Origin of the sequence: Nonomuraea sp. H19 (assembly GCF_052068215.1) — a bacterium.
Taxonomy (GTDB): domain Bacteria; phylum Actinomycetota; class Actinomycetes; order Streptosporangiales; family Streptosporangiaceae; genus Nonomuraea.
The window spans coordinates 14,149-27,900 of the sequence record NZ_JBQHCV010000026.1; the positions used below are offsets into that span (position 1 = coordinate 14,149).

Genomic DNA, 13,752 nt, shown 5'->3' on the forward strand with positions numbered 1-13,752 from the left:
GCTTCCCCTGGCCAGACGCGGGATCGACGGGGCGTCTCAGACGAGGGGCGCCCAACGTCGACAAGGCCGAGCCTTGACAGGTCTCGTCAGGGTCATATTTGCTCCGCTGCACCGTCGCCTCCAGCGCCGCCCGGAAGAAAGGAGATCCGATTACGGCGGCGTTGAGTGAGCGCTAACACTTTGACTGCTCGACCGGCCGGCCGATATGCGCCGGGTCGGCGAGTTTCGATCGGCAGAACGCGGTGCGCCGCGTCGACCCGGTATTCACCGAGTCAGAGACGAGAAACGCCGGCCGCCGACGTCCTCGCCGCCGGAAAGGTGGAGGAAGTGGCTTCCCATTTTGCGTGTGTCACCACGAGAACGGCAAAGGAATTTGCGTGATGTCGAGGCTTAGGTCCCTCTTAACCGCCATCGCGACCACGGCACTGCTCGTCGTCCTGACCACGGCTCAAACGGCGCTGGGCGACAGCGCGACCCCGTCGCTCGCAAAGCAGAGCGCCCTCGCGCCCACCGCGGGATGCGGCAAGACTCCGACGCTGAGAAGCGGTACGCAGTCGATTACGACCAGCGGGAAAAATCGCAGTTACATCCTGAGAATTCCGGATAACTACAACAACGCAAACCCATACCGATTGATATTCGGATTCCACTGGAATGGCGGCACCGCCAACGATGTCGACTCGGGCGGAACCAGTGGGTATCCCTGGTCCTATTACGGGCTCAGGGCGTTGTCGAACAACACCGCGATCTTCGTCGCGCCTCAGGGCATCAACAACGGCTGGGCCAACTCGGGCGGTGAGGACGTCACCTTCGTCGACGACATGATCCGGCGGATCGAGGCGGACCTCTGTGTGGACACCTCCCTGCGCTTCGCCCTGGGCTTCAGCTACGGCGGTGGCATGAGCTACGCGCTCGCGTGCGCCCGGGCGACGGTCTTCCGCGCGGTGGCGGTCTACGCCGGCGCGCAGCTCAGCGGGTGCAGCGGCGGCACCGAGCCCGTCGCGTACATCGGACTGCACGGCCTCAGGGACGCGGTGCTCAACATCTCCGCGGGCCGGTCGCTGCGTGACAGGTTCGTCAGGAACAACGGCTGCACGCCCCAGAACCCGCCGGAGCCGGCGCAGGGCAGCCTGACGCACATCGTCACCAACTACTCGGGGTGCCGGACCGGGTATCCGGTCGCATGGGCGGCGTTCGACGCGGGCCACACCCCCGGTCCCGTGGACGGGAGGCCTGGCGACTTCGAACCCGGCGAGAATTCCTGGACCAGGCCAGTGGTGTGGGAATTCTTCGCGCAGTTCGGAGGCGGCAACCCGACTCCGCCGGGGAACGCGCTCAAGGGTGCGGCGTCGGGCCGGTGCCTTGACGTCGCCGGGGTGTCGCAGACGAACGGCGCGCAGGTGCAGATCTGGGACTGCAACGGGCAGGCCAACCAGCAGTGGACGTCGACCAGCGCCGGTGAGCTGCGGGTCTACGGCGGCAAGTGCTTGGACGTGAACGGGGCCGGGACGGCGGACGGCACTGCCGTGATCATTTGGGACTGCAACGGGCAGAACAACCAGAAGTGGCGTCTCAACGCCGACGGCACCGTCACCGCCGTCGGGGCGAACAAGTGCCTGGACGTGTCCGGGTCCGGCACCGCCAACGGCACCAGGGTGCAGATCTGGACCTGCCACGGCGGCACGAACCAGAAGTGGACCCGCGTCTGATACTGACAGCCTGCGACAGCTGACGACGCGCCATCACCGGGGTGACTCATCGCCCCGGTGATGAGTGGGGTGAACAGCTGCCGGCAGCGGTGGTCCTTGACGCCCTCATCCTGCCGATCCTCCGCACACCGCCGGAACAGGCGCGTGGTCGTACCCAACGGAGGCCGTCCGTCCGCAACCCCCATGGGCTTGGAGAACCGAAATGGCTGATTTATCGCGAAGACAAGCGCTGAGATTCGGCGCGGTTGGAGCTGGAGCTGCGCTGTTGCCGGGGCAGTGGACGGCGGCTGCCCGGGCCGCGTCGGTGCCGCCTCCGCAGGTCCGCGCCGCGAACGATCTGGCGCTGTGGTACGACGAGAGCGCCGGTACGGACTGGCTGCGTGCGCTTCCGATCGGAAACGGTCGCCTGGGCGCCATGGTGTTCGGCAACGTCGACGCCGAGCGGCTGCAGCTCAACGAGGACACCATCTGGGCCGGCGGGCCGTACGACCAGAGCAACACGAGGGGTGCGGCGGCGCTGCCACAGATCCGGCAGTTGGTCTTCCAGAACCAGTGGAGCCAGGCCCAGAGCCTGATCGACCAGAACATGCTGGGCAACCCTTCGGCTCAGCTGGCGTACCAGCCCGTGGGCAATCTGCGACTGACCTTCGGCAGCGCCACCGGCGTCTCGGAATACAACCGCTGGCTGGACCTGACCACGGCCACCACGACGGTGACGTACCTGCAGAACGGCGTGCGGTATCAGCGCGAGGTGCTCGCGAGCGCACCGGATCAGGTGATCGCCCTCCGCCTGACCGCCGACAGGCCCGGCTCCATCACATTCTCCGCGACGTTCGACAGCCCGCAGCGGACGACGCGGTCCAGTCCGGACGGCACGACGGTGGCGCTGGACGGCATTTCCGGCGACCAGAGGGGTCTGTCCGGCAAAGTCAGGTTCCTGGCACTGGCCCGGGCCGTCGCCGAAGGCGGCAGTGTCAGCAGCTCCGGCGGCACGCTGCAGGTGAGGGCCGCCAACAGCGTGACGGTGCTGATCTCCATCGGCTCCAGCTACGTGAACTACAAGGACGTCAGCGGCGACTACCAGGGCATCGCCCGGCGTCACCTCAACGCCGCCGTCACAAGAACCTACGACGACCTGCGTGGCCGACACGTCGCCGACTACCAGCGGCTGTTCGGGCGCACGACGCTCGACCTCGGCCGCACCGCGGCGGCCGACCAGCCGACCGACGTACGGATCGCGCAGCACGCCAACAGCAACGACCCGCAGTTCTCGGCACTGCTGTTCCAGTACGGCCGTTACCTGCTGATCTCCTCCTCGCGTCCGGGCACCCAGCCCGCCAACCTGCAGGGCATCTGGAACGACTCCCTGACCCCGTCCTGGGACTCGAAGTACACCCTCAACGCCAACCTGCCCATGAACTACTGGCCGACCGACACGACGAACCTGTCGGAGTGCTACGAGCCGGTGTTCAGGATGATCAACGACCTCACGGTCAGCGGCGCCCGCACGGCCCGGGTGCAGTACAATGCCGGCGGCTGGGTGACCCACCACAACACCGACGGGTGGCGGGGCAGCTCGGTTGTCGACGGCGCGACCTGGGGCATGTGGCAGACCGGCGGCGCATGGCTGGCCACCATGATCTGGGACCACTACCTCTTCACCGGCGACCTCGAGTTCCTCCGGCAGTACTACCCGGCCATGAAGGGGGCCGCGCAGTTCTTCCTGGAGACTCTCGTGCAGGAGCCAAGCCTGGGGTATCTGGTCACGAACCCGTCGAACTCGCCGGAGCTGACCCATCACGCGGGCGTCAGCGTGTGCGCCGGGCCCACGATGGACAACCAGATCCTGCGGGACCTGTTCAACGGCTGCGCCAAGGCCAGCGAGCTCCTCAGCACGGACGCAAGCTTCCGGGCGCAGGTCCTGGCCGCCCGGGACCGGCTCCCGCCGATGAGGACCGGGTCACGCGGCAACATCCAGGAGTGGCTGTACGACTGGGTCGAGACCGAGCCGAAGCACCGGCACATCTCCCACCTCTACGGCCTGCACCCCAGCAACCAGATCACCAAGCGCGGCACTCCCGCGCTGTACACCGCCGCGCGGCGGACCCTCGAACTGCGCGGTGATGACGGGACCGGCTGGTCGCTGGCCTGGAAGATCAACTACTGGGCGCGGATGGAGGAGGGCACGCGGGCGCACGACCTGATCCGCGCCCTCGTGACGACGGCCCGGCTCGCGCCGAACATGTTCGACCTGCACCCGCCGTTCCAGATCGACGGCAACTTCGGGGCGACGTCGGGCATGGCCGAGATGCTGCTGCAGAGCCACAACGGCGAGCTTCACGTACTGCCGGCGCTGCCGGCGGCCTGGCCGAGCGGGAGGGTGCAGGGTCTTCGGGGGCGTGGCGGCTACACCGTGGACGCGACGTGGAGCTCCGGCGGGTCCACCGAGATCCTCATCAGGTTCGATCGCGACGGGACGGTCAACGTACGCAGCCGGATCTTCGCCGGAACCTACCAGGTGGTCGACACCACGACCGGCGATACCGTCAGCGTCGCCAAACCCGAGAGCGACGTCATCAGACTGACCGGCCAAGCCGGTCGTACGTACCGCGTGACCGGGTCCGGCCCCGCGCCGACGAGCTACGTGCGGATCACCAATGTCACCACCGGTCTGGCGCTGGACAGCGGCGGGAATGTCGCCTCCGGGTCGAACCTCAAGCAGTGGAACTGGGACGGCAGCACCAACCTGCACTGGCAGCTCGTGGACCTGGGCGGGGGGTGGTACCGCATCGTCAACCGCACCAACGGCATGGTCGCCGACAGCTGGGACAACACCGCCAACGGCGCCAACGCCAGGCAGGCGGCGTGGAGCGGCGGCAACAACCAGCAGTGGCGCCTCAACAACGCGGGCAACGACCGCTACCAGATCATCAACCGTGGCACCGGCACGGCCCTCGACGGTATGGGCAACAGCACCGTCGGCTCCACCGTGGCCATGTGGACGCCGAACAACAGCACCAACAACCAATGGACCATTACGGGCGTGTGAAAACCCGACGACCCTCGCAGACCTCAACCCAACGCGCGCTTCGCCGCAACCGGCCACCGGTTGCGGCGACGCCCGTGCCAGTGATCAAGGCCATTCCACCCGTCCGGAGCCGCGTAAGGCGGACGCCGCCAGCATCTGCCGGCGACGGCTCGCACGTCAGCCTCGGGAAGCCGGCGCGAGAGTGAAGCTCAGGCTGGTGGCTCAAGCATGGGCACGAGGAACCGTCGGGCCACCGCGGCCAGTTGCTCGTCGTCATCCAGGTCGATGATGGCACTGGGGATCGTCAGGAAAGAGGTGGAGATCCGCACCATCATCTCGGCCACGAGGTCGACGTCAAGGCTGCTCGACACGTTGCCCGCGCGTTGCTCGCTGCGGAGCTGGCCGGCGACGAAATGCCGCACTGTGGCGAGGGTCTGACCCCCGTCAGCCGTCATGGAGGGGACTAGCAGGTCCGGTTCCGCGGCGATGAGTCCGCCGATCAGCGGGTTGCCGCGAATTGCCCGCAATGAGCTCACGAAGCCCAGCACCACCCTGTCGGCGGCGGTGCCGGCTTGTTCTATGTCGATGAGGAACCGGTCGAAATAGCGGCGGAACTCCCGGCGCACCACGTGTTCGATCAGCGTGTCCTTGGTGTCGAACCGCCGGTAGACCGTGATCCGCGACACCTTCGCCAGCCGGGCGACGTCCTCCATGGTGGAGCGCCTGATGCCCATCCGGCAGAACTGCTCGTACGCCGCGTCAAGTATGCGTGTCCGCAGCTCGTCGGTGTCGTCGACGCGCTCGACGGCATCGAAATAGGCGCGCTCCAGCAATGAATCGGAGTCCGACGGCACCATGAATCCGGACAGCACAGATTCCACAATCACCTCCTGTAGGGACTCTGCCTCGAACGCGGTCTTGTGATGCTCGTCACACTATGCTCTGATGATGATACACAGATTCATGATTTGTTTCTCAGTATCATCCCTTTTCTCGCATGCCCTGAGCGGGACCCCACCTCGAAGGAGTGCAGAGCATGGCAGAGTTGAGCAGGCGCGAGGTACTGATCTCGGGCACCGCCTTGGGAGCGCTCGGCGCGTTAGGGATGACCTCCCCGGCCCAGGCGGACTCCCTGTCCGGCGACTGGACCTGGCCGGCCAGCGGTTCGATCGCGGGTTCCGGCAGCGGCGCCGACCCCCGATGGGTGTGGGACGACGTGGCCGATCCGCTCCTCGCCTCACTGTTCGACCGCGGTGTCATACCCGAGGTCAACCGCCTGCTGTACGACTGGAACCGCAACGACCAGCCCCTGCCCGCGGGACTGCCGGAGGATCTGCGGGCCTTCATCGAGCAGGCGCGTCAGCTGCCGTCGTGGGCCGACCCCGCCATGCTGGATGCCGGGGCGCGGTTCCACGCGCTCAAAGGGAACTACATCGTCGTCCTCACCATTGTCGGCGCCGGGATGCTGGCCACCGCCATTCCCAAGGAGGCACGCGCTGTCTACTACTCCGCGGGCGGTGCGGATCTGAAAGACCGGATCGCCAAGACGAACATCCTGGCGTACGCGGTCAGACCCCAGAACGCCTGGGCTGCCGGCGGCACGGCCGTCGTCGAGGCTGTGAAGACCCGGCTGGTGCACGCGGCGGTGCGGCACCTGCTGAAGTCGTCTCCCCACTGGTCCGGCCCTATCCCGATCAGCCAGGAGGACATGCTCGTCACGTGGCACACCCTGGCGACCTACTCCATGCGCGGGATGCGGGAGTGGAAGGTGCGTATCTCCTCCACTGAGGCCGCCGGGTACCTGCACTCGGTGCAGATGCTGGGGCACATGCTCGGCATCAGGGACGAGTTCCTCCCCGCCACCTGGGACTCCTCCTACGCCCAGTCGGACCTGGTCCTGCCCAGGAACATGGGGCCGACCCCGGAGGGGATGGAACTCAACGCCATCCTGCGGGACATGCTCGCGGAGCTGACCAGCCCCGGCGGCATCGACAAGCCTCTCGTCAACGCCTTCGCCAGGTACCTCACCGGCAACCAGGTGGCCGACTGGAACGGCATCCGACGCGAGCCGCTGTGGGACCCGGTGGTCAAGACCGCTTGGCCGCTACTGGTGCAGTTCCGGGAGGGTCTGATTGGGCTGCCGCTGGTGCCCGCCGCCGCCTGGCTCCTCGACGAGATGGTCAAGAAGTGGACCACGTACTACCTCACCAAGGGGGCACAAACCAAGATCGTGATTCCGACGGGCAACCGGCCCGGCTGATCACGGTCTAGGGGTGCCGCTCGCATTGACGGGCAGGCGATCCACTGGGCAATGTTCGAACGGACCCGCAGGCGCTCTCGAAGCCCTCTCCGGTTCGAATAGGCACAACGAAGGTCCGCAAAAACGACGTTTTGGGTGGTTTTGCGGGCTGGGGCCCAGCCTCGGATGTGAGGCGCCTTGGGTCAGGCTTCGACCGCGGGGTCCGATCGCGGTTCAGTGCTCCTAGTATCAAGCGCAAGGCCGCCACCGTTCGCGGGCCGGAACCCCAGTCCATGGAGCTCGGGACCGTCGACCGCGGTGACCACGCTCAGGGCGCCGGCCTCGGCTACCTCGCAGACCATGAGCCGCACCAGCGCTTGGCGCACCTCTGATGGGACGCCGGGCTGGATGTGCACCAGGTCGAGACGGGCGATGGTGCGTCGCTCGTCCTCCCACGACGCGGCTGCCTGACCGACAGCAGGTTCCCCGCGGGCGTTGTTGACGTAGGCCTGAAGCCAGCAGGCAAGCCTGGCCTCGACGATCAGCTGTCTGGGAATGGTGACATCCATCCCTGCCCTGGCCAGCCAGGCGCCGACCTTGGACACAGGCGGAGAAACCGATGCCGGCAGCGATCCGAGAAGGGAATAGGCCTTCTCGAGGTCATCCGGGGAGGCGGAGAGCTCAAGGTCGAGGAGCGGAACGGGATTGATGAAGAACCCGGCGGGCCAGACGTCCGAGGCATCGTGAACGTCCAACAGGACGTACCCATCTCGGATCATCCGGCGGCTTCGACGAACCAGCCCGGTATCGAGTTCCAGCATAAGGCGAAAGGCGAAGTCTGCGGCCCATTCATCCGGCGAGGTGACCGGCAGGGCGGTGTACCAACCGCCAGTCCACGGACTCTCCGACGCCATCGGAAACTCGACCTTGATGGCGTATGTGTTCGGATCTCGCCGCCAGCGGAAGATCACTAGCATGCCGTCGGGCTCTGCCATGACATCGACGGCGGAGTACTTGTCCCCCACAGCGCCCGGCCGTAGCAAGCGTGTCCTGACCGCTTCGAGGATCTCCTGCCGGGACCACTCAATTGTCATATGTCCAGACTCCCACGCCCTGAGCAATGATCGGATCGGGACATGTCACTGAAGATCGTGGGTGCTCCTGGGCATGGACGATCTCCCTTCAGATGCGCTGATCTACGTCATCGTCGATAAGTCCCGGACCGGCCGACGCCGGACGGCCGGACGAAGGCGCGAGGGCGGTGCGGATGTCGCCGTTCCGCAGAGCTGCGAAGCCCCGTTCTTGGTGAAGGCCGTGGTGCCGGGGTTGCGTGAGGGCGGGTACGAGCAGGAGAACGCACTCAGGTACACCAGCGCCTGCGAACCAGGGCACGGCGCCTCGGGGTCTCCGCTGATCGCCCCGGACGGGCACTCCGTGGTCGGGCTGGACAAACACGAGCAACGACGACGGGAAGCGCTGCACGGAGAACAACCCGTGTGAAGTCGGCGCGGCCAGCCAGGTGACGGTGCGCAAGGGCGCCCGTTACGGCCAGCAGGCCGCGGCTGTACCCGCCTGCTTGGCGCCAGGTTCGGTGCTGGAGCTGCTTCGCAAACGAGGCCGACTACATCCCCCTCGCCGGGCGCCGGCGACTGCGCCTCCGGCCTCAGCCAGACGCCCACCGGCACCGACACGCCACAGGCCGACTGGAACCGCCGCCGTCACCATCGCCAACACCGGCACGGCCGCCGTCCACGGCTGGACGTTGACCTGGACCTGGCCGGGCAACCAGCAGATCACCGTTCTGAGGGGTCCGCCCAAGCCGGCACGCTGGGAGCTCCGCTGCGATACAGCCCGGAGAAAGAGGGTTCAGGCTCGCCGGTCGGCGCGGCCCAGCAGTGCGGTCGCCGCGACGGCCAGCACCGCCAGAAGGGAGAGCGCGGCGGCCGGGCCGAGAACCGTCCACGGCGCCAGCTCCGCGTATGACTGGTTCTCCGACAACAGCCGCCCCCATTCGGGCGCGGGCGGCTGCTCGCCGAGCCCGAGGAAGCCGAGGGAGGCGAGGACGAGGACGACGGTCGGCAGCCGCAACAGGGCGTTGCGCAGCAGTGGCGGGACCAGAGCGGGCAGCAGATGACGCCGGATCAGGTGGCCTCGGCTCGCCCCCAGGGCGACGGAGGCGGCCATGTGGGTTGCGGCGCGTTCCTGCTCCAGCAGCGCGGTGGTCTGGGCGGCGTACGGGCTCCACCCGACGAGGCAGACGGCCAGCGCCGCGCCCAGCGCCGACGGTCCGGCGACGGCGGTGACCAGCAGGCCCGCCAGTATCACCGGCAAGGTGGACACGATGTCGGTCAGCCCGGCCGTGACCTGGCGCGCCAGTCCGGCGAGCACACCGAGGAGCAGGCTGACGGCGGTGACGGCGAAGGCCAGCACCGTGGTGCGCAGTGCGCCGTGCCCCAGCCGGGCGAGCAGATCGCGGCCGAGCGCGTCGGTGCCGAGCGGATGCTCGTACGAGGGCGCCAGCAGCCGCCCGGCGGTGTCCACCTGGATGGGGTCGCGCAACAGCCCGAGCCCGACGGCGGTGGCGAGCAGGAGGGCGCACCCGACGGCCACGGCTGGCAGCGCGCGTCCGGTGTCCAGGCCGGGCAGGGGTAGCGAGGGCAGCGCCCCCTCGCGGAGAGCGGGGCCGAGCATGGCGCGTCGTGCCGAGCGTACGAGCAGTCCCGCGCCGGCGCCGAGCAGGATCAGCGCGAGGCTTCCACTCTGCAGGACGGGCAGGTCCTGGGCGATGGCGGCATCGAGGGTCAGCATGCCGAGGCCGGGAATGGCGTAGATCTTCTCGACGGCGACCGCGCCCCCGGCCAGGCTGACCACGGTGGGCAGCAGCTGCGGGAGTACGCCGGGCACCGCGCGGCGCAGCGCAGCACGCATGATCCAGCCAGGCGGCATTCCACTGGCGGTCGCCGCACGGGCCCAGGGCTCGCGGAAGGCGGCCGGCAGCGCCTGGTCGAGCAGTCCGCCGATCATCGCGCCGGAGGGCACACCGAGGGCGAGCGCGGGCAGCACCATCGACGACGGACCCTCCCAGCCGTACGGCGGAAACCAGCCCAGGTGCACGCCGAGGACGGTGGAGAGCACGGCTGCGAGCAGGAACTTGGGCAGCGCCGCCACCACCGCCGCGCCGATTGCGGCCCCGTCGCGGGTGAGCCGGCGATGGGCGCCCAGCCACAGCGTCCGGGCGCAGACCATCGCGGCGACGGCGAGGGTGACCACGAGTGCGGCCGAGGTGAGGGTGAGTGAGACGCCGAGCGCGGCGCCCAGGGCGGGCGTCACCGGCTCGCCGGAGACCCAGGAGGTCCCCGCGTCGCCACGTACCAGAGCTCCCAGCCAGTGGCCGAGTGCGGCCGCCGGACCGGCGTCCAGCCCGAGTTGTTCACGTACGGCGGCCAGTGCCTCGAGGGATGGGTCCTGTTCGCCGGAACGGGCACGCAGGACGGTGAGCGCCACGTCCGTGCCGGAGATCCAGGGCAACAGGGCGATGACGGTCAGCAGCCCGGCCCCGGCGAACAGGGCGCCGAACAGCCCGGCCCAACGGCCGCCGAAGCCGCGGGACCGGCCGGGGGCCGGCGGGCGGAGCCGCGAGCCGGCTCTGGTGACGCTCACGTGGGGGCGCGCTCTCGTGACCGCTTCGGCTACTTCAGCCGGGTGTCGAGGCCTACCAGGGCGCGCTCGCGTGGATCGAGGATGGCGCCTTCGACGTCGGTGGAGACACCCTGCAGGACCTTTTCGTGGATGAGCGGCACGACGGCGTCGGTGGACAGGACGGCGGCTTCGGCGGCCATCACCTTGTCCTGGCGCGTGCCGGCGCCGGACTCGGCGGCGGCCGAAATGGCCCGGTCGACGGCCGGTTCGGCGAGCCGGGTGATGTTGTAGGAGCCCTTGCTGGTGTAGTCGCTGGCCAGGTAGGCGACCGGGTCGCCGGTGTCGAGGAGGGTCACCCGGGAGAAGACGAGCGCGTCGTACTTCCCCGCGAGCAGATCGGCCTCCATCTGCGAATATTCACGGATGTCCTGCTTCACGGTGAATCCGGCTTTCTCCAGTTGCTGCTGGAGCACGCTGGCGACTTCGGGCAGCTCGGTGCGATTGGTGTAGGTGGCCAGCGTGATGGCTTTGCCGCCGGTCTGCTGCTTGACCTGCTCGGCGGTGGCGGCCTTCACGATGTGCTCGACGGTGACGTGCTTGTCCCGGGTCCAGGAGATGGCGGGGCCGAACAGTCCCTGGGCGGCGTCGGCGTAGCCGCCGAAGACGCTGTCCACGAGCGCGGTGGGCTCCACGGCCTCGCGGGCGGCGGCGCGCATCGCGGCGTCGCGGAAGACATCGCTGCCGGTGTTGAGCAGCAGGCTGTCGGTTCGGGTGGACGGGACCTCATGGAGGGTTCCGGGTGCCAGGAGCCTGGCCTGGGAGGTGGGGATCCACTCGGCGATGTCGACGGATCCGCTGCGCAGGGCGTTGGCGCGAGCGGTGCCGTCGGAGATCCACGAGACGTCGATGCCGGCGGCCTTGGCCTTGCCGCCCCAGTAGCCGTCGAAGCGGCCAAGGGTGGCTTGGGTCTTGCCGCCGAGCTTGGTGATCTTGAAGGGGCCGGTGCCGGTGCCGATCGGGCTGACGGCACCGTTGGATGCATATGCCTTCGGGGAGAGGATGCCCAGGGCGGGAGAGGCCAGGCGCAGCGGCAGGACGGGGTCGACGGCGGCGGTGGTGAGGACGACGGTGTCGGCGTCCTGCGCCTTGGCGGTCAGCTCGATGTCGCTCAGCACGCGCGGTGCCGGCTCGGCGTCGGAGGCGTGTGCGAGGGCGTTCGCGACGGCTTCGGCGGTGACCTTCGTCCCGTCCTGGAATCGGGCGTCGCGTAGGTCGAAGGTCCAGGTGGTGTCGCTGGCCTGTTTCCAGGAGGCGGCGAGTGCGGGCTTCGCGGTGCCGTCGGCGTCGAGCCTGGTCAATCCCTCGACGACGGAGAGCTTGCTCAGTACCGTGGCGTCGTTGCTGTACGGGGAGAGGGCTTGGGCCGGCGGCACGGCCAGGACGATTTTGATGCGCTGCTCGGACCGGGCGCCGCCCCTGCCGGCGGAGCCCTCCGAGAAGCAGCCGGCGAGTAGCGGGGTGAGAAGCAGCGCCGCGGCGAAGCGGAGGGGATTTTTGCGCATAAAAGTAGTCCTGTGGTGCCTGATGTTGGCTAAGTCCGAATAAGGGTAGCCTAACTTAGTTGTTTTGCTTTCAATCAATCGCCTGGCGATCAGCGGGAGCCGAGGCGAAGGACGGCTGCTGTGCGGGTTCTACCAGCAGACCAGCGGAACCATCACCGTCGACGGGACACCCCTCACCGAGCTGGATCCCGCGGCCTGGCGGGAACGCGTGACCTCGGCCTTCCAGGACTTCAGCCGGTTCCCGTTCCTGGCCCGCGAGGCCGTCGGCGTGGGCAACCTGCCCAGGATTGACGAGTTCGCGGAAGCCGCGGAGAAGGGCGGCGCCGCCCAGGTCTTCGCCCGCCTGCCCGAGGGCGAGGAGCCCCGGCTCGGCAAGGCCCTCGGCGACGGCGTCGAGCTCTCCGGCGGCCAGCCGCGCTGGACGCGGCCAGCGAGCACGAGGTCTACCAGCGATACGCGGAGGCAGCCCGCGAGTGGCAGCACGCCACCGGCGGGATCACCCTGCTGGTCTCGCACCGATTCGCCACCATCCGGATGGCCGACCTGATCGTCGTGCTCGACGGCGGGCGCATCATCGAGCGCGGCACGCACGCCCAGCTCATCGCCCTCGCAGGCCGGTACGCCCACCTGTACGACCTCCAGGCATCGGCCTACCGATGAGAATTCCGGACTTACATGAGATCCACAGTGCGCTGCAGTGACGAGAAACCGGCGATTGGCTCTGCTCACCCGGACGACCGAAACCCTCGCTGACGGGCCTCTTCCAGGCTGCCCGGACGCTTACCGCGGCGAGAGAGTGTGTCCAGTCTACGGTGTATATCGATCGCCGAGTAGCCGGGGGAATTTCGCCAGGTGAGACCCCTCCGGGCCACCCGACCTAAGGGGTGGTGTACACAAATCAGAGTCACCGCCCGTCAGTCCGACCAAGACGTGGTCAGTCAGCGGAGCACCTTGAATCGCAGGTGGGTGGCGTTCAGGCTGGTGATCGCCTGGGTCGCTCGGAGCTCGAACTGACCGCCCAGATGATCGAACAGCCGGGTGCCGCTGTCGAGGAGGACAGGGGCCAGGTGGATCTGGATCTCGTCCAGCAGTCCGCCGGACATTTATCAGGTGTCCGGCACCTTGCGGCAAGGAGACTCTGTGACCCAGCCGCCTCCCCACAGGTGCGCAGCGCCGCCTACCGGGCGCTGGCGACGCTGCCCGCGGTACGGGTCGAAGGCCTGACCACAGACCCGCGGGGGCGACCGGGTGTCGCCGTGACCTTCCTGATCCAGGGAGACCGAACCCCCCGGATCAGGCTGATCATCGACCCCGGCACCTCCAAGGTGCCGGCCGCTGATTTCATCGGCTTGCCGGATGAGGACGGCCGGGTCAATGTGGTGCTGGAGTCCGGCTGGACCGACACCAAGCCGTCCCCGCCCTCGGCCGAGTGAAGCCCATCGGGCTGGCCGGCCGGGGCGTCGGCCCCGGATACATCCACCCTCGGTGAGGGGTGTAGGCGGCTAAGCGGCGGTGAGTGGGCACGGCGCTCCTCGCGCCGATCCTCGTCGGGCCGGGCCCGCATCGCTGCCCGCG

At 68.4% G+C, this 13,752-nt stretch carries 12 protein-coding genes and 1 pseudogene; 8 read left to right on the plus strand and 5 right to left on the minus strand.

Annotated features, from left to right (window positions below):
- Positions 1-728: 728 nt before the first annotated feature.
- Together ACTMTI_RS42535 and ACTMTI_RS42540 are read left to right on the plus strand one after the other, a co-directional pair.
- Positions 729-1,709 (plus strand): ricin-type beta-trefoil lectin domain protein, encoded by a 981-nt coding sequence (locus ACTMTI_RS42535; protein WP_441126488.1) that lies wholly within the window; start codon positions 729-731, stop codon positions 1,707-1,709.
- 265 nt (positions 1,710-1,974) lie between these two features.
- A complete protein-coding gene (locus ACTMTI_RS42540) occupies positions 1,975-4,758 on the plus strand; it encodes a glycosyl hydrolase family 95 catalytic domain-containing protein (RefSeq protein WP_441126489.1) in 2,784 nt (927 codons plus the stop codon).
- 188 nt (positions 4,759-4,946) lie between these two features.
- Here ACTMTI_RS42540 and ACTMTI_RS42545 read toward each other — a convergent pair whose 3' ends face one another.
- Positions 4,947-5,618, minus strand: a complete 672-nt coding sequence (locus ACTMTI_RS42545) for a TetR/AcrR family transcriptional regulator (protein WP_441126490.1) — start codon at positions 5,616-5,618, stop codon at positions 4,947-4,949.
- 155 nt (positions 5,619-5,773) lie between these two features.
- Here ACTMTI_RS42545 and ACTMTI_RS42550 point away from each other — a divergent pair, with 155 nt between their 5' ends.
- Positions 5,774-6,997, plus strand: coding sequence for an oxygenase MpaB family protein (locus ACTMTI_RS42550; RefSeq protein WP_441126491.1), 1,224 nt, complete (start codon positions 5,774-5,776; stop codon positions 6,995-6,997).
- A gap of 182 nt (positions 6,998-7,179) precedes the next feature.
- Here ACTMTI_RS42550 and ACTMTI_RS42555 read toward each other — a convergent pair whose 3' ends face one another.
- Complete coding sequence (locus ACTMTI_RS42555) at positions 7,180-8,070, minus strand: hypothetical protein (protein ID WP_441126492.1); 891 nt, start codon at positions 8,068-8,070, stop codon at positions 7,180-7,182.
- A gap of 73 nt (positions 8,071-8,143) precedes the next feature.
- Between ACTMTI_RS42555 and ACTMTI_RS42560 the strand changes: the two genes are divergently transcribed.
- Entirely contained in the window at positions 8,144-8,476 is a 333-nt protein-coding gene (locus tag ACTMTI_RS42560) for a hypothetical protein (RefSeq protein ID WP_441126493.1), read from the plus strand.
- A gap of 91 nt (positions 8,477-8,567) precedes the next feature.
- Positions 8,568-8,762, plus strand: a pseudogene (locus ACTMTI_RS42565) (hypothetical protein); the annotation flags it as partial.
- A gap of 80 nt (positions 8,763-8,842) precedes the next feature.
- Here the strand turns inward: ACTMTI_RS42565 and ACTMTI_RS42570 are convergent.
- A complete protein-coding gene (locus ACTMTI_RS42570; RefSeq protein ID WP_441126494.1) occupies positions 8,843-10,636 on the minus strand; it encodes an ABC transporter permease subunit in 1,794 nt (597 codons plus the stop codon).
- Positions 10,637-10,665: 29 nt separating this feature from the next.
- Positions 10,666-12,177 carry an ABC transporter substrate-binding protein gene (locus ACTMTI_RS42575; protein ID WP_441126495.1) on the minus strand — a complete coding sequence of 504 codons (1,512 nt, stop codon included), beginning with the start codon at positions 12,175-12,177 and terminating at the stop codon, positions 10,666-10,668.
- A gap of 64 nt (positions 12,178-12,241) precedes the next feature.
- Here ACTMTI_RS42575 and ACTMTI_RS42580 point away from each other — a divergent pair, with 64 nt between their 5' ends.
- The gene (locus ACTMTI_RS42580; protein WP_441126496.1) at positions 12,242-12,724 is read left to right on the plus strand and encodes an ATP-binding cassette domain-containing protein; all 483 of its coding nucleotides are present in this window, start codon (positions 12,242-12,244) and stop codon (positions 12,722-12,724) included.
- Complete coding sequence (locus tag ACTMTI_RS42585; protein WP_441126497.1) at positions 12,712-12,837, plus strand: hypothetical protein; 126 nt, start codon at positions 12,712-12,714, stop codon at positions 12,835-12,837. The genes ACTMTI_RS42580 and ACTMTI_RS42585 overlap by 13 nt, the downstream gene beginning before the upstream one ends.
- Positions 12,838-13,115: 278 nt before the next feature.
- On the opposite strand, the gene ACTMTI_RS42590 is transcribed toward ACTMTI_RS42585, so the two are convergent.
- Positions 13,116-13,280 (minus strand): hypothetical protein, encoded by a 165-nt coding sequence (locus tag ACTMTI_RS42590; RefSeq protein ID WP_441126498.1) that lies wholly within the window; start codon positions 13,278-13,280, stop codon positions 13,116-13,118.
- A 60-nt stretch (positions 13,281-13,340) separates the two neighbouring features.
- Between ACTMTI_RS42590 and ACTMTI_RS42595 the strand changes: the two genes are divergently transcribed.
- On the plus strand, positions 13,341-13,610 hold the full coding sequence (locus ACTMTI_RS42595; RefSeq protein ID WP_441126499.1) for a hypothetical protein: 270 nt from the start codon (positions 13,341-13,343) through the stop codon (positions 13,608-13,610).
- The last annotated feature ends 142 nt before the right edge of the window (positions 13,611-13,752 follow it).

Bases quoted from the DNA above. Each gene is read 5' to 3' on its own strand.
- ACTMTI_RS42560 (WP_441126493.1), top strand. From the start codon at position 8,144: ATGGACGATCTCCCTTCAGATGCGCTGATCTACGTCATCGTCGATAAG.
- ACTMTI_RS42585 (WP_441126497.1), top strand. From the start codon at position 12,712: ATGGCCGACCTGATCGTCGTGCTCGACGGCGGGCGCATCATCGAGCGC.
- ACTMTI_RS42550 (WP_441126491.1), top strand. From the start codon at position 5,774: ATGGCAGAGTTGAGCAGGCGCGAGGTACTGATCTCGGGCACCGCCTTG.
- ACTMTI_RS42590 (WP_441126498.1), bottom strand. From the start codon at position 13,280: ATGTCCGGCGGACTGCTGGACGAGATCCAGATCCACCTGGCCCCTGTC.
- ACTMTI_RS42555 (WP_441126492.1), bottom strand. From the start codon at position 8,070: ATGACAATTGAGTGGTCCCGGCAGGAGATCCTCGAAGCGGTCAGGACA.
- ACTMTI_RS42575 (WP_441126495.1), bottom strand. From the start codon at position 12,177: ATGCGCAAAAATCCCCTCCGCTTCGCCGCGGCGCTGCTTCTCACCCCG.